Raw genomic sequence first — 18,064 nt, 5'->3', positions numbered from 1 at the left:
CGGTCAGACGCCGGCGGTCTGCCGGGCGGCGGCGCCGGCCGGGAGCCGCTCGGCGGCCTCGCGGACCACCCGGCGCTCGGCGACGAAGGAGGCGAACGGGATGCAGCCGGCGGCCAGCGTCAGGATCATCCGGCCGAGCGGCCACTTGAGCTTCTGGCCGAGCAGGAAGGTGACCACGAAGTACCCGATGTACAGGTAGCCGTGCAGCATCGCGACGTAGGTGGTGACGTCCTCGGCGGTGTCGAAGCCGTACTTCGCGACCATGAAGCCGCAGAACACCAGCAGCGCCACACCGGTCGCAATGGCCAGGGCCCGGTACCAGCCCAGCAGGGGGTTCGCCTTCATACTCTTCATCGCCTCGCTCGGCAGGGATCGGCCGGCACGCCCGGATCCGCGCACCGCTCCCACGAGGGTAGCCGCCGCTTACGGGTGCGCCGCGCAGCGCCCTGCCCGGCCGCGGGCGCGCCCTACCCGGCGGGGGCCGCGTCCGGCCCGGTGAAGTCGCCGGCCGCCACCCGCAGCGGGCGGAGCAGTTCGAAGACCTGGCGGCACTGCGCGGCGTCGTACTCCTCCAGGCCGAACTCCATCGCCATCAGCTCCCGGGTGGCCTCCTCCACCACCTCGCGGCCGCGGCCGGTGATCGAGGCGAGCACCCCCCGGCCGTCCAGCGGGTTGGGCCGGCGGGCGACCAGGCCGGCCCGCTCCAGGCGGTCGACGGTGTTGGTCACGCTGGTCGGGTGGACCATCAGCCGCTCGCCGATCTTGGAGAGCGAGAGCTCGCCGGTCCGGCTGAAGGTGAGCAGCACCAGCGCCTCGTAGCGGGCGAAGGTCAGGCCGTACGGCTTGAGCACCGTGTCCACCCGCGAGAGCAGGATCTGGTGGGCGCGCATGATCGAGGTGATCGCCGCCATCGAGGGGGCTCCGCCCCAACGACGGGTCCAGAGCTCGTCGGCGCGGGCGATCGGGTCGAAGTCGAGTGCGAGGGGCTTGGCCACCTCCTAACCGTACCGGCGGTCGGGAACGCCGCTATCAGGCGTCCTGATGGTGGACAAGCGCAACACGTGGCGGGATCCCGCCAGCGGGGCGGCCAGGTCCGTACCAGGACATTGCCGGGATGTGAACGGAAGCCAACCCCACGCGCCCCACGGGTCGTTGACCACCGACCAGGCGTTCGGCCCGCTATCAGGCCTCGGTTCGGGCGGTAACCCGCTGAAAGACGGGGTGATTCGCCCCTTTCGTCACTCTGTTCACAATCCGCCGGGCTGGCGAGACCTGGCCAATTGGTGAACCAGACCTGTCATTTCACTTGTTGGATTGTCATGCTTTCGGCCAGCCCCGTCCGGCAGCCACCGCCCCACTCACCGGTGGCCCGCCGCTCGACCGCACGGAGCAGCCCGTCAGCGCCCGTTCCGCCCCTCAGGTGCCAACCCCGGCACCCCGGGACGAGGCGCGACCGCGCACACGCGGTTTTCCGGAAGGACCTGTACGTGAAGCGAAAGCTCGCAGCCGGCGCCGTACTCTCCGCCACCGCACTCCTCACCGGCGTCATCCAGGTGAGCACCGCCGCCCAGGCGACCCCCGCCCCCTCGGCCCAGGCCCAGGCGTCGCAGCAGCGCGAGGCCGTCCTCGCCGTGGCGAAGGGTCAGGCCGACCCGCTGGCCAAGGCGCTGGCGCTCGGCGGCCAGGAGAAGCTGGTCGCCAAGGACGCCGTGGTGGACGCCAACGGCACCCGTCACCTCCGCTTCGAGCGCACCTTCGCCGGCCTGCCCGTCCTCGGCGGCGACCTGGTGGTCCACCAGGCCGCCGACGGTGCGGTCAAGGCCGTGGACAAGGCCGTCGGCGCGACCATCTCCGTGCCCAGCCTCACCCCGTCGATCCCCGCCGACAAGGCGGCCGCACAGGCCTCCGGCGCCGTGCAGGCCACCGTCGGCATCACCGCCGACAAGGACGAGTCGCCGCTGAAGGAGGTCCACCAGACCGGCGCCGCCGAGCTGGTGGTCTGGGCCGCGGACGGCAACCCGCGCCTGGCGTACCGCACGACCGTCGAGGGCGTCCGTGCCGACGGCACCCCGAGCAGCCAGCTGCTCGTCACCGACGCCGCCAGCGGCGAGGTGCTCTCCACCCACGAGCAGGTCCAGACCGCGGCCGGCAGCGGCAACGGCGTCTTCGTCGGCAACGTCCCGCTGACCACCACGCTCAGCGGCTCGACCTACCAGCTGAAGGACGCCTCCCGCGGCGGCCAGTCCACCGTCGACTACAAGGGCCGCACCTCCGGGTCGGGCACCCTGTACACCGACGCCGACAACGCCTGGGGCAACGGCACCGTCTCCAGCGGCCAGTCGGCCGCGGTGGACGCGCAGTACGGCGCGGCCGCCACCTGGGACTTCTACAAGAACACCTTCGGCCGCAACGGCATCAAGAACAACGGCGTCGGCGCCACCAGCCGGGTCCACTACGGCAAGAACTACGTCAACGCCTTCTGGAGCGACTCCTGCTTCTGCATGTCGTACGGTGACGGCGCCGGCAACACCCACCCGCTGACCGAGATCGACGTGGCGGGCCACGAGATGACCCACGGCGTCACCTCGGCCACCGCGGGCCTCAACTACTCGGGCGAGTCCGGCGGTCTCAACGAGGCCACCTCGGACATCTTCGGCACCATGGTCGAGTTCTACGCCAACCTGGCCACCGACAAGCCGGACTACCTGATCGGCGAGGAGATCGACCTCAACGGCGACGGCACCCCGCTGCGCTACATGGACAAGCCCTCCAAGGACGGCGGCTCGGCCGACTCGTGGTCCTCCGGCGTGGGCAACCTGGACGTCCACTACTCCTCGGGCGTGGCCAACCACTTCTTCTACCTGCTGGCCGAGGGCAGCGGCGCCAAGACCATCAACGGCGTCAGCTACAACAGCCCGACCTCCAACGGCTCGACCCTCACCGGCATCGGCCGGGACAAGGCCGCGGCCATCTGGTACCGCGCCCTGACCGTCTACTGGACCTCCACCACCAACTACAAGGGCGCCCGCACCGGCACCCTGAGCGCGGCGGCGGACCTCTACGGCGCGGGCAGCGCCGAGTACAACGCGGTGGCGGCCGCGTGGAGCGGTGTCAACGTCAACTGACGTGACCCGCCGGGGGCCTGAGGGCCCCGCGAGCGCCCGGGGCCCTCACTGGGAGGGGAGGCCCCGGGCGCTCGCGCGTCCGCGGGCCCCCGACGCCCTCGCCCGGGCCCGCGTAGCAAGGGCCGCCGGGCCAGGCAAGGCCGGCCGCTGGCGGGATCCCGCCAGCGGGGCGAAACGCCCGAACCGGGCATCCGCCGCACCCGGACCACCCGTACCGGCGACTGGCGAGACCTGGCCAATCCCCGGCGGCGCCCTGTCCTTCCCCCTGTCGGGTTGTCATGCTTGCGTCCAAGCCCCGTTCGACGGCCGTCGCCCCCACCCACCGACCAGCCGTCCTGGACCGCACGGGAGCAGCACGTCAGCGCCCTACCGCCCCAAGGCGCCACCCCCGGCGCCCCGGTATGCGGCGTGACCGCGCACACGCGGTTTCGTGGAAGGAACCCCGTACGTGAAGCGAAAGCTGACAGCCGGCGCCGTACTCTCCGCCACCGCCCTGCTGGCCGGCGCCATCCAGGTCGCCGCGGCCCCCGCCCAGGCCTCCGCGCCCTCCGTCGCCCAGCAGCGCGACGCCCTGATCGCCCTGGCCGGCGGCGAGGCCGCGCCGGTGGCGCAGTCGCTCGCGCTCGGCGGCCAGGAGCGGCTCGTCGTCAAGGACGCGGTGCTGGACGCCAACGGCGACCGCCACCTGCGCTACGAGCGGACGCTCGGCGGCCTGCCGGTGATCGGCGGCGACCTGGTGGTGCACCAGAAGTCCAACGGCTCGATCACCTCGGTGGACCGTGCCTTCACCGGGCAGCTGTCGCTGCCCAGCCTCACCCCGGCGCTCTCCGCCGACAAGGCCTCCGCCCAGGCGCTCGGCGCGGTCCGGGCCACCGTCGGCATCGCGGCGGACAAGGACGAGGCGGCGATCAGCCGGGTCGACGGCGCGGGCGCGGCCACCCTCGTGGTCTGGGCCGCCGACGGCAGCCCGCGGCTGGCGTACCAGACGGTGGTGCAGGGCCAGCGGGCCGACGGCACCCCGAGCAGCCAGCGGCTGGTCACCGACGCGGCCACCGGCGAGGTGCTCTCCACCCACGAGGAGTTCCAGACCGCGACCGGGAGCGGCAAGGGCGTCAACGTCGGCTCGGTCACCCTGACCACCACCCAGAGCGGCTCGACCTACCAGCTCAAGGACGGCTCGCGGGGCAACCAGTGGACCGGCAACGCCGCGTCCTCGAACGCGCTGTACACCGACGCGGACAACGTCTGGGGCAACGGCCTCGCCTCCAACACCCAGTCCGCCGCCGTGGACGCGCAGTTCGGCGCCGGTGCGACCTGGGACTACTACAAGAACACCTTCGGCCGCAGCGGCATCAAGAACAACGGCGTCGGCGCGAGCAGCCGGGTCCACTACGGCTCCAACTACGTCAACGCGTTCTGGAACGACTCCTGCTTCTGCATGACCTACGGCGACGGATCCGGCAACACCCACCCGCTGACCGCGATCGACGTGGCGGGCCACGAGATGACCCACGGCGTCACCTCCGCCACCGCCGGCCTGGTCTACTCCGGCGAGTCCGGCGGTCTCAACGAGGCCACCTCGGACATCTTCGGCACCATGGTCGAGTGGTACGCCAACCTGCCGGTGGACGTGCCCGACTACCTGATCGGCGAGAAGCTCAACATCAACGGCAACGGCACCCCGCTGCGCTACATGGACAAGCCCTCCAAGGACGGCGCGTCCAAGGACTCCTGGTACTCCGGGGTCGGCAACGTGGACGTCCACTACTCCTCGGGCGTGGCCAACCACTTCTTCTACCTGCTGGCCGAGGGCAGCGGCGCCAAGACCATCAACGGCGTCAGCTACAACAGCCCGACCTCCAACGGCTCCACGGTCACCGGCATCGGCCGGAACAAGGCGGCCGCGATCTGGTACCGCGCCCTGACCGTCTACTTCACCTCGACCACCAACTACAAGGCCGCGCGCACCGCGACCCTGAAGGCGGCCTCCGACCTGTACGGCGCCACCAGCACCGAGTACAAGACGGTGGCTGCGGCCTGGAGCGCGGTCAACGTCAACTAGCCCCGGCGGACCACCCCTGGAAAAGACGGCAGGCTGCCGGGGCCCTCTGGGAGAGGAGGCCCCGGCAGCCTGTCGGCCGTCCGGCGGTCCGGCGGTCCGGGCCGCGGGTCAGGCGGCGGGTCGGGCCGCGGCGGGCTCGCGGGCCGGCACCGCCTTGCCGAGCTCCTCCTCCTTGAGGAGACGCTCGGCGAAGAACCCGCCGGTGGGCAGCACCGAGAGGACGAAGAGCAGGGCGCCACGCTTCACGTCCCACTTCTGCGCCTGCCAGGCCATGATCCAGAACACCACGTAGAGGATGAACAGGATCCCGTGGACCATGCCCATCACCGGGACCGCGTCGAAGCTGGTGGTGCGCTTGAGCACGGAACAGACCAGGAGCAGGAGGAAGGAGAGGCCCTCGGGGGCGGAGACCAGGCGCAGGCGGTGGACGGCACTGCTGTTCACGATGGCGTACCTCATACCGGAGTCGAAGATCGCTTGTGAACCGGCTCACAAGCATCCCCGCCATTATCACCGAGCACATGTCCGAGCCCCCGGCCGGGGTGCTCCCCCGTGCCGGACGTCACACCCCGGACGTCACGGCCCCCTGCGCCACGGCCCCGGACGTCACGGCCCACGGCCTCACGGCCCCCTGCGCCACGGCCCCGGACGTCACGGCCCACGGCCTCACGGCCCCCTGCGCCACGACCCCGGATGTCACAGCCCTGCAGCAGATCGCCCCCGGTCGCGGCGCCGGGCCGGTCGGCGCCCCTATCCTGCTGCCGCGCCCCGGCGATCCGGGAGCCGTCCGCATCGCAGCACCACGGGGGTACCACCGATGTTCAAGCTGGACTGGGACCGAAGGACCTGCGCCCGGCGCGGGCACGTCACGTACGCGCCGGCCGAGCCCGAGCTGAACCGCCGCCTGCACGCGGCGACCGCACTCGGCGACGCCTGGCGCTGCCTGCGCTGCGGCGACTTCGCGCTCGGCGCCCCGCACGGCTCCGGGCCGGCCGAGGAGGCGCCGCTCGTGCCGCGCGGCAAGGCCCTGCGGGACCTCTTCATCCTCCGCTTCCTGGCCGTCGAACGGCTGCTGCGCGGGCTGCTGATCGTCGTGGTGGCCTGGGGCGTCTGGAAGTTCTCCAACAGCCAGGACGCGGTGCGCCGGGTCTTCGACGAGAACCTGACGGTGTTCCGGCCGGTGACCGAGCACTTCCACTGGGACCTCGAACACTCACCGATAGCCGACACCATCCGCAAGACCTTCGACTACAAGCACAGCACCCTGCTGATCGTCGCGGGCGCGCTCCTGGTCTACGCGCTGATCGAGATCGTCGAGGCGTACGGCCTCTGGCTCGGCAGGCGCTGGGCCGAGTACCTCACGGTGGTGGCCACCGCGGCCTTCCTCCCGCTGGAGGCGTCCGAGCTGACCGAGCACGTCAGCGCACTGAAGATCGGCACCCTGGTGCTGAACATCGTCGCCGTGCTCTGGATCCTGCTCTCCAAGCGTCTGTTCGGCCTGCGCGGCGGCGTGGTCGCCTTCGAGGCCGAACGCCACTCGGCCTCGCTGCTGGAGGTGGAGCTGGCCGCCGGGGCGGTCCCGCACGGTGCGCACACCTGAGCCCGATCCGGGCATTTGTCGCAGAGCGGTACCAGAACGCCGCCTCCCTCTCCCCGGCGGCCGCCCGATGCGGCTACATTGCGGCGGTGGCACAGTTTCGACTCCAGGGGTCCAAGACGCTCGCCGTCGACATGACGGGCGACGGCGTGAAAGCCAGAAACGGCTCGATGGTCGCGTACAGCGGCCAGATGAGCTTCAAGAAGCTCAGCGGCGGCGGTGACGGCCTGCGCGGCATGGTCACGCGCAGGCTGACCGGCGAGCAGATGACGGTCATGGAGGTGAAGGGGCAGGGCACCTGCTACTTCGCCGACAAGGCCACCGAGATCAACCTCGTCCGGTTGAACGGCGAGACGCTCTACGTCGAGTCGGACAACCTGCTCTGCACCGAGGGCACGCTGCGCACCGGCACCACCTTCACCGGTCTGAACGGCATCTCGTCCGGCAACGGCCTGTTCACCACCAAGGTCGAGGGCAGCGGCTGGGCCGCCGTCACCTCCAAGGGGCCGGCGATCATCCTGCGGGTCACCCAGGGCATGCCGCTGCGGGTGGACCCGGGGGCGTACGTGGCGCACACCGGCAATCTGAGCCGCAGCCTCAAGTCGGGGGCCGGCTGGACGACGTTCATCGGCGAGGGCGGCGGCGAGGCCGTCCAGGTGGAGTTCACCGGCGAGGGCCTGGTGTACGTGCAGCCGTCCGAGAAGCTGACCGTCGGGGGCGACGTCTGATGCCGTTCACCAGGATCAACAACAAGATGATCGAGGCCCGGGTCGTCCCCGGGCAGCGGCTGTTCAGCCAGCGCGGCGCGATGCTCGCGTACACCGGCGAGGTCCGGTTCACGCCGAACATCACCGGCGGGCAGGGCGGGGTCATGTCGATGATCGGCCGCCGGGTGGCCAACGAGGACACCCCGCTGATGACGGTCGAGGGCCAGGGCACCGTGATGTTCGGCCACGGCGGCCACCACGTGCACGTGATCGAGCTGGCCGGCGACACCCTGTACGTCGAGGCGGACCGGCTGCTGGCCTTCGACGGGTCGCTCCAGCAGTCCACCATGTTCATGGGCTCGCAGGGCGGTGTGATGGGCATGGTCCGCGGCCAGGTGACCGGCCAGGGCCTGTTCACCACCAAGCTGGACGGCCACGGTTCGGTCGCGGTGATGGCCCACGGCGGCGTCTTCGAGCTGCCCATCACCCCGCACCAGCCGGTGCACGTCGACCCCCAGGCCTACGTCGCGCACCGCGGCCAGGTCCAGAACAAGCTGTCCACCGCGCTGGGGTGGCGCGACATGATCGGACGCGGCTCCGGCGAGGCGTTCCAGCTGGAGCTGTCCGGCAACGGCACCGTGTTCGTGCAGGCGAGCGAGGAGAAGCTCTGATGTCCTACCCGCCGCAGCCCCCGTACGGGCAGCCGAACGACCCGTACGGCCAGCAGCAGCCGTACGGCCAGCCGTCGCCGTACAACCAGCCCACCCAGCCCGGCTTCCCGGCCGCCCCGCCGCCCGGCTACGGCCCGCCGCCCGGCCAGGGCTACCCGCCGCCGCCTCAGGGCCACCCCCAGCAGGGCTATCCCCAGCAGGGCTACCCGGCGCAGCCGCCGCAGCAGTACGCCCAGGAGCAGTTCGGCGGCGCCCAGGCCCCGCTCCCCAAGGCGCAGGACGGCTCCGGTCCGGTGGTGCACGACGCGCACAGCCTGCCGGTCAACGACAACGTCAACCCGTACGCCTTCTCGGTGGACCTGAACGGGTCGTACTTCCTGCAGAAGGGCAAGATGATCGCCTACTACGGCGACATCTCCTTCAAGGGCGTCGGCGCCGGCGCGATCGACCGGATGCTCGGCCAGCACTTCAACTCGCCGATGCACGCGGCGGACTGGGTGGTCGCCGAGGGCCGGGGCAAGCTGCTGCTGGCCGACCGGGCGTTCGACCTCAACTCCTACGACCTGGAGGAGGGGAACCTGACCGTCCGTTCGGGCAACCTGCTGGCGTACGAGCCGACGCTGCGGCTCAAGCAGTCGATCATCCCCGGCTTCCTGACCCTGATCGGCACCGGCAAGTTCGTGGCCGCCTCCAACGGCCCGGTGCACTTCGTCGAGCCGCCGATCCGGGTCGACCCGCAGGCACTGGTCGGCTGGGCCGACTGCCCGGCGCCGTGCCACCACTACGACCACGACTACATGCACGGGGTGATCGGCGGCATCCGCCGGCTGACCGGGCTGGGCGGGGCGTCCGGCGAGGAGCACCAGTTCGAGTTCATCGGTGCCGGCCAGGTGCTGCTGCAGTCGACCGAGGTCCTGATGGCCGAGCGCGCGGTCGGCCAGGTGCACGCCGAGGCGGGCGTGCCGATGGGCGGGGTGCCGTCGCAGCACGCATCCGGCCACGGCAGCCAGCTGCCCAACGTCAACGTGCCGGGTCTCGGTAACCTGGGCGACCTCGGACGGCGCTTCGGGCTGTGAACCTCCACCGGCCCGCGGGTCCGTCCAGGTCCGTGGCCCCCACGGGTCCGCCGGTCTCCACGGGTCCGCGGGCCGGACGAGCCGGTGGGGCCGGACGAGCCCGGACGGCCTCGGACGGACCCGGCAAGTTGTACAAGATTTAACTAAATGCGGTATGCTGTCTCCCATGGATACGCACACAGCCGACGCCGCGGACGTCTCCCCACCGGGCCCCGAGGAGGAGACTCCCTGGCTGACCGCCACGGAGCAGCGGCTGTGGCGCGCCCACCTGGAGGTCGCCAAGCTGCTCGACTACCAGCTCGGCCGCGAACTCCAGCCCCACGGCCTCGCGATCAACGACTACGAGATCCTGGTCGTGCTCTCCGAGGCGCCCGAGCGGCGGATGCGGATGACCGACCTGGCCACCGCCACGCTCCAGTCCAAGAGCCGGCTCTCGCACCAGATCACCCGGATGGAGACGGCCGGGCTGGTCCTGCGGCAGGAGTGCCCGGGCGACCGGCGCGGCCTCTACGCCCACCTCACCGAGCAGGGCTGGGCGACCATGCAGAAGGTCGCCCCGGACCACGTGCGCAGCGTCCGGGCGCACTTCATCGACCGCTTCACGCCCGAGCAGCTGGACGCGATGTACGAGGCGCTGGCCCCGGTCGCCGAGCACCTGCGCGGGCTGCGCGGCCGCTCCTAGCCGCCACCCCGTCCCTCTCCGTCCCCTTCCGCCCCTCTCCGGGCCGGGGGCCGGGGACGCCCGGAACGCCTGGGGGCCGGTCCCCCGTACCCGACGGGGGACCGGCCCTCCTGCGTGCGTTCAGCCCCGGGTGAGCCCGGCGACCAGCTCGTCGGCGGCCCCGTACGGGTCCAGCTCGCCGGCCACCACCCGCTCGGCCAGGGTGACCAGGTGGCGGTCGCCGTGCAGGTCGCCGATCCGGGCCCGCAGTGCGGCCAGCGCGATCGCCTCGACCTCGTCGGCCGCCCGGCGGCGTCGGCGCGCGGCCAGCTCGCCGTGCTCCTCCAGCCAGGCGCGGTGCTTCTCCAGCGCCTCGACCACCTCGTCCACGCCCTCGCCGCGGGCCGCGACCGTCTTGACGATCGGCGGGCGCCAGTCCCCCGCCTCGCGGGCCTCGCCCAGGCCGAGCATGTGGTTCAGCTCCCGGGCGGTGGCGTCGGCGCCGTCCCGGTCGGCCTTGTTGACCACGAAGAGGTCGCCGATCTCCAGGATCCCGGCCTTGGCGGCCTGGATGCCGTCGCCCATCCCGGGGGCGAGCAGCACCACCGTGGTGTCCGCCTGGGCGGCGACCTCCACCTCGGACTGGCCGACGCCGACGGTCTCGACCAGGATCACGTCGCAGCCCGCCGCGTCCAGCACCCGCAGCGCCTGCGGGGCGGCCCAGGAGAGGCCGCCGAGGTGGCCGCGGGTGGCCATCGAACGGATGAAGACCTCCGGGTCGGTGGCGTGGTCCTGCATCCGGACCCGGTCGCCCAGGAGAGCACCGCCGGAGAACGGCGAGGACGGGTCGACGGCCAGCACCCCGACGCGCTTGCCGAGCCGGCGGTAGGCGGAGACCAGCGCCGAGGTGGAGGTCGACTTGCCCACGCCCGGCGACCCGGTCAGCCCGACGGTGTAGGCCCGGCCGGTGTACGGCGCGAGCGCCGCCATCGCCTCGCGCAGCTGCGGGGCGGCGTTCTCGACCAGCGAGATCAGCCGGGCGACGGCACGCGGACGGCCCTGCCGGGCCTGCTCGACCAGCGTCGCGACATCGATCATCGGGATCTCCTTACGAGTCGGGGCTGCGGACCGCTTGTGGCGGTCCGCAGCCCCGAAGATATGTCGGACGATCAGGCCTTCGGAACCCTGACGATCAGCGCGTCACCCTGGCCGCCACCGCCGCAGAGGGCGGCCGCGCCGACGCCGCCGCCGCGCCGCTGGAGCTCCAGCGCCAGGTGCAGCACCACGCGGGCGCCGGACATGCCGATCGGGTGGCCGAGCGCGATCGCGCCGCCGTTGACGTTGACGATGTCGGAGGAGACGCCCAGGTCCTTCGTCGACTGATGGGCGACGGCCGCGAAGGCCTCGTTGATCTCGATCAGGTCGAGGTCGGCGGCCGTCAGGCCCTCCTTGGCCAGCGCGTGCTTGATCGCGTTGGACGGCTGCGACTGCAGCGAGTTGTCCGGGCCGGCGACGTTGCCGTGCGCGCCGATCTCGGCGATCCAGGTCAGGCCCAGCTCCTCGGCCTTGGCCTTGCTCATCACGACCACGGCGGCGGCGCCGTCGGAGATCTGCGAGGAGGTGCCGGCGGTGATCGTGCCGTCCTTGGTGAAGGCCGGGCGCAGCTTGGCCAGGCCCTCGACGGTGGTGTCCGCGCGGATGCCCTCGTCCTGGCTGAAGACGACCGGCTCGCCCTTGCGCTGCGGGATCTCGACCGGGACGATCTCGGCGTCGAAGACGCCGTTCTGCTGCGCCTTGGCGGCCCGCTGGTGCGAGGCGGCGGCGATCTCGTCCTGGACGTCGCGCGGGATGCCCAGGCGGGTGTTGTGCTTCTCGGTGGACTCGCCCATCGGGATGTTCTCGTAGGCGTCGGTCAGGCCGTCGTGGGCCATCGCGTCCAGCAGCTCGATCGCGCCGTACTTGTAGCCCTCGCGGGACTTCGGCAGCAGGTGCGGGGCGTTGGTCATCGACTCCTGGCCACCGGCCACCACGATGTCGAACTCGCCGGCGCGGATCAGCTGGTCGGCCAGCGCGATGGCGTCCAGGCCGGAGAGACACACCTTGTTGATGGTGAGCGCCGGGACGTTCATCGGGATGCCGGCCTTGACGGCGGCCTGGCGGGCCGGGATCTGGCCGGCGCCGGCCTGGAGCACCTGGCCCATGATCACGTACTGGACCTGGTCACCCGCGATGCCGGCCCGCTCGACGGCGGCCTTGATCGCGAAGCCGCCGAGGTCGGCGCCGGAGAAGCCCTTGAGCGAACCGAGCAGGCGACCCATCGGGGTCCGCGCACCGGCAACGATCACAGAGGTGGTGTTGGTCATGGGACGAGCCCCTTCGCACGTCGTGGCCAGGTGTGGATGCCGCTCAATGTACTGACCTGTAACCCGCCCGTCACCGGAGCGACGGTGTGATCGAGCGCACTGGCACTGTCCAGTCAACACCGTGTCAAGCCGGTCCGGGTGAACCCCGCCGCGACCGGCCGCGTCCACACCGTGTGAGCAGGCTCGCACCCCCATCGCTGGCGCGCTCCGGCCGCATGCGCTGCACTGTTGCCGTCCCGTTGCCCGCCCAGACCCGGAGGCCACCGTGCTGACCCGCATCGACCACATCGGCATCGCCTGCCGCGACCTCGACAAGACGGTCGAGTTCTACCGCGCCACCTACGGCTTCGAGGTGTTCCACAGCGAGGTGAACGAGGAGCAGGGGGTGCGCGAGGCCATGCTCAAGATCAACGACACCGGCGACGGCGGCGCCTCCTACCTCCAGCTGCTGGAGCCCACCCGGCCCGACTCGACCGTCGCCAAGTGGCTGGAGAAGAACGGCGAGGGCGTCCACCACATCGCCTTCGGCACCGCCGACGTGGACGGCGACTCCGAGGACATCCGCGCCAAGGGCGTCCGCGTCCTCTACGACCAGCCGCGGATCGGCTCGATGGGCTCGCGGATCACCTTCCTGCACCCGAAGGACTGCGGCGGCGTGCTGACCGAGCTGGTCACCTCGGCCGAACCGGGCGATCACACGGCCCACTGAAACCTCCCGGCGGGTGCCGCCGACGGGCGGCACCCACTGGTGACTCGTCAGTAATGTCGCCCTCTGCCCGGAAAACCCCCACGCGGCCATTCCCCCGCAGGGCGCTCCCACTACAATGCCCAGGTGCGCGAAGACTCCGGGGGACGGGGACGACGAGCACGGCCGACGACAGGCCCGTCCGCCCTCCGGTGGTCGGCCCGTCAGGGGAGTCCATTACGCGGGCACGGCTGAACAGTCGCATCGGATCTGTCACCATTCTCCACAGGCAAGAGTTCGCCCAGAAGTCCACCCGGACGGGGGAACGCGGAACCACCGCGCTCCCGGCCAGGGCTTCGACGACCGCGGCGGACGCCCCCTGCTGACCAAGGGGTCGTCCACCGGCTGCGGATGCAAGGACCAGTCGGACCGGGGCCCCGGACAGCGGGTGCCCGGGAACGGCCGGGTCGAGGACGCAACCAGGAGATGGATGGGACCGCGGAGTGCGGGGCTACGAGGCTGACGATCACCTCTCCCAGTTCGAGGCCGACATGGATCGGACTCGGAAGGAGCGGGACAAGGCGGCCGAGCATGCCGAAGACCTCGCCTACCAGGTGGAGGTGCTCCGGGCCAAGCTGCACGAGTCCCGCCGCATGCTCGCCCAGCCGCGCGCCTTCGACGCGGTGTCCGGGCAGGCCGAGCAGATGCTCCGCACCGCGGAGATGCAGGCCCAGCAGCTGCGCGCGGACGCCGAGCGGCACCTGCGCGACTCCCAGGCGGCCACCCAGCGCCTGATGGCCGAGGCCGCCGAGCGGACCGCCCGGCTGGAGGCCGAGCTCGCCGCCCGCCGGCGCCAGCTGGAGGACGAGCTCACCGAGCTGCGGCGCAGCGCCGAACAGCACGTCAACGAGAACGTCAACTGGGCCGAGCAGACCCGGGCCGGCACCGAGCAGGAGGCCCAGCGCCTGCTCCAGGAGGCCCGCGCCGAGGCCGACCGGCTGATGGCCGCCGCCCGCGCCGAGGCCACCGCCCTGTCCGACCAGGCCCGCGCGCAGACCGCGGCCGACGTCGACGCCGCCCGCGGCGAGGCCCAGGCCGCCGCCGAGGCCGCCATCCAGCGCGCCCAGAGCGACGCCGAACGGCTGCTGCGCGCCGCCTCCGAGCAGGCCCAGCAGGCCGGTGCCCAGGCCGCCGCCGACGTGGACGCCGCCCGCGGCGAGGCCCAGCAGCAGCTGGCCGCCGCCCACGTCGCCGCCGAGCACCAGCTCGCCGCCGCACAGGCCGAGATCGGCCGGCTCAAGGAACAGGCCGCCGCCGAACAGCAGCGCGCCCAGGAGGCGCTCGCCCACGCCCAGGCCGAGATAGAGCGGCTGCGCGCCCAGGCGATCGCCGAGGCGGAGCGCACCCGTCGGGAGGCCGCCGAGCTGCGCGCCCAGGCCGAGGCCGCCGCCGAGCAGCTCCAGGCCGACGCCGAGGCCGCCGCCGAACGCAAGGTCGCCGACGGCGAGGCCGCCAGCGAGCAGCGCTCGCAGACCGCCCGGGCCGAGGTGGCCCGGATGGTCGCCCAGGCCACTAAGGAGGCCGAGGCCATCAAGGCCCAGGCCGCCACCAAGCAGGCCGAGGCGGAGGCCGCCAAGGCGGCCGCCGCCGAGGAGAGCGAGCGGCTGCGCGCCACCGCCGAGTCGGTGGCCGGCGAACTGCGCGGCGAGGCCGAGGCCGCCATCGCCGAGATGCGGGCGCAGGCCGAACGCGACATCGCGGAACTGCGGGCGCAGGCCGAGGCCGCCGCCCGGCAGCTGCGCAGCGAGGCCGAGGAGGCCGGCCGCGCGGCCGGTGCCAAGGACGCCACCGTCCACCTCGCCAAGGCCGCCAAGACGGCCGAGGAGGTGCTCGCCAGGGCCAACCAGGACGCCGAGACCGCCCGGTCGGGCGCCGCCACCGAGGCCGAGCGGATCCGCACCGAGGCCGCCGCCGAGGCGCAGCGGCTGCGCGAGCAGGCCCAGGCCGCCGTCGAGCAGGCCCAGAACGCCGCCCTGGACGACGCCGCGGCCGTCCGCGAGCGGATCCGCGAGATGCAGGACGAGGCCGCCCTGCTGCGTGCCGAGGCCGAGGAGCTGCGCGCCCAGGCCGCCGCCGAGGCCGACCGGGTCCGCGGCGAGGCCCGCCGCCAGGCCGTCGTCCAGATCGAGGAGTCGGCGAAGAACGCCGAGGAGCTGCTCACCAAGGCCAAGTCCGACGCCGACGAGCTGCGCGCGGGCGCGGCCGCCGAGATCGAACGGATGCGCGAGCAGGCCAAGGAACAGGCCGTCGAGACCCAGGGACGCGCCGAGCAGACCCTGGCCCGGGCCCGCGCCGAGGCCGGGAAGACCGTCGCCGCCGCCGAGCAGCAGGGCCAGGACGCGCTCGCCGCCGCCAAGGCCGCGGCCGCCGAGAACCGTGCCGCAGCCGAGCGCGAGACGGCCGAACTGCGCCGCGAAGCAACCGAGTTCGACCAGCGGGTGCGGGCCGAGGCGACCTCCGCCGCGGAGGCGCTGCGGGCCGACGCGCAGGCCGAGGCCTCCGCCGTCCGGGACGCCGCGGTGGCCGACGCCGAGCGGCTGCGCACCGAGACCGACGCCGAGGTGGCCCGCTCCCGGGCCGAGGCCGAGGCCGCCGCCGACGCGCTGCGCGAGGAGAGCCGACGCGAGCACGAGGAGGCCGCCGCCGGGCTGCGCCGCGAGCGCGAGGAGACCGCCGAACAGCTGTCGGCCGCCCGGACCGCCCGCGAGCAGGCCGAGCAGGCCGCCGCCGAGCTCACCGAGCGCACCGCCGCCGAGACGACCGCCCTGCGGGAGGCCGCCGACGCACACGCCGACCGCGTCCGCAGCGAGGCCGAGCAGGCCGCCGCCGAACTCACCGAGCAGACGACCGCCGAGACCTCCCGCCTGCGAGCCGAGGCCGAGGAGGTGCTGGAGGGCGCCCGGGCCGCCGCCGAGAAGCGCCGGGCCGAGGCCGAGGAGGCCGCCAAGGCGCTGCGCGAGCGGGCCGACGCCGATCTCGCGCTGGCTTCCGAGCAGGCCGAGACCGTCCGGGCCGAGGCCGGCCGGGAGCTGTCCGAGGCCCGCGCCACCGCCGACTCCATCCGCGCCGAGGCGCAGGAGGCGCTGGAGCAGGCCCGTGCCGAGGGCGAGGAGCTGGTCGCCGCCGCCGGGGCCGAGGGCGCCAGGCTGGTCTCCGCCGCCGAGGACGAGGCCGCCGAGGTGCGCCAGTCGGTGGCCGGCATGCACGAGGCCGCCTCGCAGCAGATCGCCGAGCTGCGGGCCACCGCCGAGGCCGAAGCCGCCGAACTGCGCCGGGAGGCCGGCCAGGCCGCCGCCGAACTGCGCGACACCGCCGCCCGCGAGAGCGCCGAACTGCGGGAGCTGGCCGAGCGGGAGACCGCCGAGCTGCGCGAGCGGACCGACCTCGCCGTCGCCGAACTGCACGAGACCGCCGACCGGGAGACCTCCGAGCAGCGCGCCCTCGCCGACTTCGAGACCGCCGAGCAGCGGGCCGTGGCCGAGCGGGAGACCGCCGACCTGCGGGCCCGCACCGACGCCGAGACCGCCGCCCTGCGCGAGCAGACCGAGCTGGAGCTGGCCGCCGACCGCGAGGCCGCCGAGGCCGAGCTGGGCCGCCTGCGGGCCGAGGCGCAGGCCTACGACGAGCGGCTGCGCGCCGACGCCGAGGCCGAGCTGCGGGCCGCCCAGGAGGCCGCCGAGCAGCAGCGCGCCGACGCCGAGGCGCAGGCCGCCCGGACGGTGGCCGCCGCCGAGGCACAGGCCGCCGCCGCGATCGCCGAGGCCGAGGAGTTCGCCGCCTCGCTGCGGGCCGAGGCCGAGGAGTACGCGCTGGCCACCCGTGGCCTCGCGGACGAGTACGACGCGGCCACCCACGCCCGCGCCGACGCGTACGACGCCGACACCCGCGAGGCCGCCGAGCAGTTCGACAAGGCCACCCGCGATCAGGCCAAGTCCGTGCTGGAGAAGGCCTTCGCGGACGCCGAGGCGCTCGGCGAGGACGCCCAGACCACCGCACTGGCCACCACCGCCGCCGCCGAGGAGCAGGCCGACGCGATGGTCGCGGCCGCCCGCAAGGAGGCCGACCGGCTGGTCGCCGCCGGCGAGGCCGCCGGCCAGGCCGAGGTCGAGAAGGGCCGGGCCGACGCCGACGCGCTGCTCTCCGAGGCCCGCCGGGACGCCACCGCGATCCGCGAGCGCGCCGAGGAGCTGCGCGAGCGCACCGACGCCGAGGTCGAGGCCCTGCACGAGCGCGCCCGCAAGGAGAACGCGCAGGCCATGAAGTCGGCCGGCGAGCGGGTGGACGCGCTGGTGACGGCCGCCCAGGAGCAGCTGACCGAGGCCGAGGAGCAGGCGATCGCCGCCGTCACCGAGGCCGAGGAGCGGGCGGCGGCGCTGGTCGCGGCCGCCGAGGAGCGCGCCAACGAGCTGTCCTCGGAGGCGTCCGCCGAGGCCAGCAAGGTCCGGATCTCGGCCGTCCGCAAGGCGGAGGGCCTGCTGAAGGAGGCCGAGACCAAGCTCGCCGACTCGACCGACCGCGCCGAGGCCCTGATCGTCAAGGCCGAGGCGAAGCTGAAGTCCGCGCAGGACGAGGCGGAGGAGCGGCTCGAATCGGCGTCGGCCGAGGCGGAGAAGCGGCTGCGGACCGCCGACGAGTCGGCGAACGAGCAGGTCGAGCTGGCCAAGGCGGAGTCCGAGCGGCTGCTCACCGAGGCCCGGGCCGAGGCGAAGCGGGTCACCGACGAGGGCCGGCGCGAGCTGGACGAACTGGTGCGCCGCCGCAAGGACATCAACACCGAGATCTCCAGGGTGCAGGACGTGCTGTCCGCGCTGGAGGCGTTCGAGGCACCATCACCGGTCGCACAGGCCAACGGGGGAAGCAACACCAAGAAGGACGGGGGTGCCAAGGCCGGTGCCGGAGTTGGCGCTCCCCGGTCGGGTGGCAATCGCTCCAAGAGCGCACCACCCGATTGAGCGGACATTGTCCGCGAGACAACGGCGTTTCGCCGTAGACACTCCGGTACCGTGTCAGGATTCCCTCAACCACCTCAGCGGTTTGACGACAGGAAGCCCAGAACC

At 73.0% G+C, this 18,064-nt stretch carries 14 protein-coding genes; 9 read left to right on the top strand and 5 right to left on the bottom strand.

The genetic code is table 11. From position 1 onward, the window contains the following. Window positions 1-3: 3 nt before the first annotated feature. Both J5Y04_RS08965 and J5Y04_RS08960 read right to left on the bottom strand, forming a co-directional pair. Window positions 4-345 (bottom strand): DUF3817 domain-containing protein, encoded by a 342-nt coding sequence (locus J5Y04_RS08965; RefSeq protein WP_209411319.1) that lies wholly within the window; start codon window positions 343-345, stop codon window positions 4-6. A 122-nt stretch (window positions 346-467) separates the two neighbouring features. Continuing rightward, on the bottom strand, window positions 468-995 hold the full coding sequence (locus J5Y04_RS08960) for a MarR family winged helix-turn-helix transcriptional regulator (protein WP_209411317.1): 528 nt from the start codon (window positions 993-995) through the stop codon (window positions 468-470). Window positions 996-1,487: 492 nt separating this feature from the next. Here J5Y04_RS08960 and J5Y04_RS08955 point away from each other — a divergent pair, with 492 nt between their 5' ends. Both J5Y04_RS08955 and J5Y04_RS08950 read left to right on the top strand, forming a co-directional pair. Next, the gene (locus J5Y04_RS08955) at window positions 1,488-3,125 is read left to right on the top strand and encodes a M4 family metallopeptidase (RefSeq protein ID WP_307853008.1); all 1,638 of its coding nucleotides are present in this window, start codon (window positions 1,488-1,490) and stop codon (window positions 3,123-3,125) included. A gap of 448 nt (window positions 3,126-3,573) precedes the next feature. Beyond that, window positions 3,574-5,187: a M4 family metallopeptidase gene (locus tag J5Y04_RS08950; protein ID WP_209411314.1), complete on the top strand. Its 1,614-nt coding sequence runs from the start codon at window positions 3,574-3,576 to the stop codon at window positions 5,185-5,187. Window positions 5,188-5,295: 108 nt separating this feature from the next. On the opposite strand, the gene J5Y04_RS08945 is transcribed toward J5Y04_RS08950, so the two are convergent. Continuing rightward, window positions 5,296-5,646 carry a DUF3817 domain-containing protein gene (locus J5Y04_RS08945; protein ID WP_209411312.1) on the bottom strand — a complete coding sequence of 117 codons (351 nt, stop codon included), beginning with the start codon at window positions 5,644-5,646 and terminating at the stop codon, window positions 5,296-5,298. 358 nt (window positions 5,647-6,004) lie between these two features. Here J5Y04_RS08945 and J5Y04_RS08940 point away from each other — a divergent pair, with 358 nt between their 5' ends. The 5 genes from J5Y04_RS08940 (at window position 6,005) to J5Y04_RS08920 (ending at window position 9,920) form a co-directional block, all read left to right on the top strand. Continuing rightward, on the top strand, window positions 6,005-6,787 hold the full coding sequence (locus J5Y04_RS08940) for a DUF2127 domain-containing protein (RefSeq protein ID WP_209411311.1): 783 nt from the start codon (window positions 6,005-6,007) through the stop codon (window positions 6,785-6,787). Window positions 6,788-6,873: 86 nt separating this feature from the next. After that, window positions 6,874-7,512, top strand: a complete 639-nt coding sequence (locus tag J5Y04_RS08935) for an AIM24 family protein (RefSeq protein ID WP_209411310.1) — start codon at window positions 6,874-6,876, stop codon at window positions 7,510-7,512. Continuing rightward, window positions 7,512-8,162: an AIM24 family protein gene (locus J5Y04_RS08930; protein WP_148642887.1), complete on the top strand. Its 651-nt coding sequence runs from the start codon at window positions 7,512-7,514 to the stop codon at window positions 8,160-8,162. The genes J5Y04_RS08935 and J5Y04_RS08930 overlap by 1 nt, the downstream gene beginning before the upstream one ends. Window positions 8,163-8,455: 293 nt before the next feature. Next, window positions 8,456-9,238 carry an AIM24 family protein gene (locus J5Y04_RS08925; RefSeq protein WP_174315698.1) on the top strand — a complete coding sequence of 261 codons (783 nt, stop codon included), beginning with the start codon at window positions 8,456-8,458 and terminating at the stop codon, window positions 9,236-9,238. Window positions 9,239-9,404: 166 nt separating this feature from the next. Further along, on the top strand, window positions 9,405-9,920 hold the full coding sequence (locus J5Y04_RS08920; protein WP_148642889.1) for a MarR family winged helix-turn-helix transcriptional regulator: 516 nt from the start codon (window positions 9,405-9,407) through the stop codon (window positions 9,918-9,920). A 120-nt stretch (window positions 9,921-10,040) separates the two neighbouring features. On the opposite strand, the gene meaB is transcribed toward J5Y04_RS08920, so the two are convergent. Beyond that, the gene (gene meaB / locus J5Y04_RS08915) at window positions 10,041-10,997 is read right to left on the bottom strand and encodes a methylmalonyl Co-A mutase-associated GTPase MeaB (protein ID WP_148642890.1); all 957 of its coding nucleotides are present in this window, start codon (window positions 10,995-10,997) and stop codon (window positions 10,041-10,043) included. Between the two features lie 71 nt (window positions 10,998-11,068). Continuing rightward, window positions 11,069-12,262 (bottom strand): acetyl-CoA C-acetyltransferase, encoded by a 1,194-nt coding sequence (locus J5Y04_RS08910; protein WP_209411308.1) that lies wholly within the window; start codon window positions 12,260-12,262, stop codon window positions 11,069-11,071. 265 nt (window positions 12,263-12,527) lie between these two features. Here J5Y04_RS08910 and mce point away from each other — a divergent pair, with 265 nt between their 5' ends. Both mce and J5Y04_RS08900 read left to right on the top strand, forming a co-directional pair. Next, the gene (mce, locus tag J5Y04_RS08905) at window positions 12,528-12,971 is read left to right on the top strand and encodes a methylmalonyl-CoA epimerase (RefSeq protein WP_148642892.1); all 444 of its coding nucleotides are present in this window, start codon (window positions 12,528-12,530) and stop codon (window positions 12,969-12,971) included. Window positions 12,972-13,498: 527 nt separating this feature from the next. Beyond that, complete coding sequence (locus J5Y04_RS08900; RefSeq protein WP_209411307.1) at window positions 13,499-17,959, top strand: hypothetical protein; 4,461 nt, start codon at window positions 13,499-13,501, stop codon at window positions 17,957-17,959. The last annotated feature ends 105 nt before the right edge of the window (window positions 17,960-18,064 follow it).

The sequence above is a fragment of the Kitasatospora sp. RG8 genome (genome assembly GCF_017813315.1).
Taxonomy (GTDB): domain Bacteria; phylum Actinomycetota; class Actinomycetes; order Streptomycetales; family Streptomycetaceae; genus Kitasatospora.
This window is presented reverse-complemented; position numbering and strand designations above follow the sequence as displayed.

Coding starts and splice junctions, on each gene's coding strand:
- meaB (WP_148642890.1), bottom strand. CDS start 10,997: ATGATCGATGTCGCGACGCTGGTCGAGCAGGCCCGGCAGGGCCGTCCG.
- J5Y04_RS08945 (WP_209411312.1), bottom strand. CDS start 5,646: ATGAGGTACGCCATCGTGAACAGCAGTGCCGTCCACCGCCTGCGCCTG.
- J5Y04_RS08930 (WP_148642887.1), top strand. CDS start 7,512: ATGCCGTTCACCAGGATCAACAACAAGATGATCGAGGCCCGGGTCGTC.
- J5Y04_RS08910 (WP_209411308.1), bottom strand. CDS start 12,262: ATGACCAACACCACCTCTGTGATCGTTGCCGGTGCGCGGACCCCGATG.
- J5Y04_RS08965 (WP_209411319.1), bottom strand. CDS start 345: ATGAAGGCGAACCCCCTGCTGGGCTGGTACCGGGCCCTGGCCATTGCG.
- J5Y04_RS08920 (WP_148642889.1), top strand. CDS start 9,405: ATGGATACGCACACAGCCGACGCCGCGGACGTCTCCCCACCGGGCCCC.
- J5Y04_RS08940 (WP_209411311.1), top strand. CDS start 6,005: ATGTTCAAGCTGGACTGGGACCGAAGGACCTGCGCCCGGCGCGGGCAC.
- J5Y04_RS08900 (WP_209411307.1), top strand. CDS start 13,499: ATGGATCGGACTCGGAAGGAGCGGGACAAGGCGGCCGAGCATGCCGAA.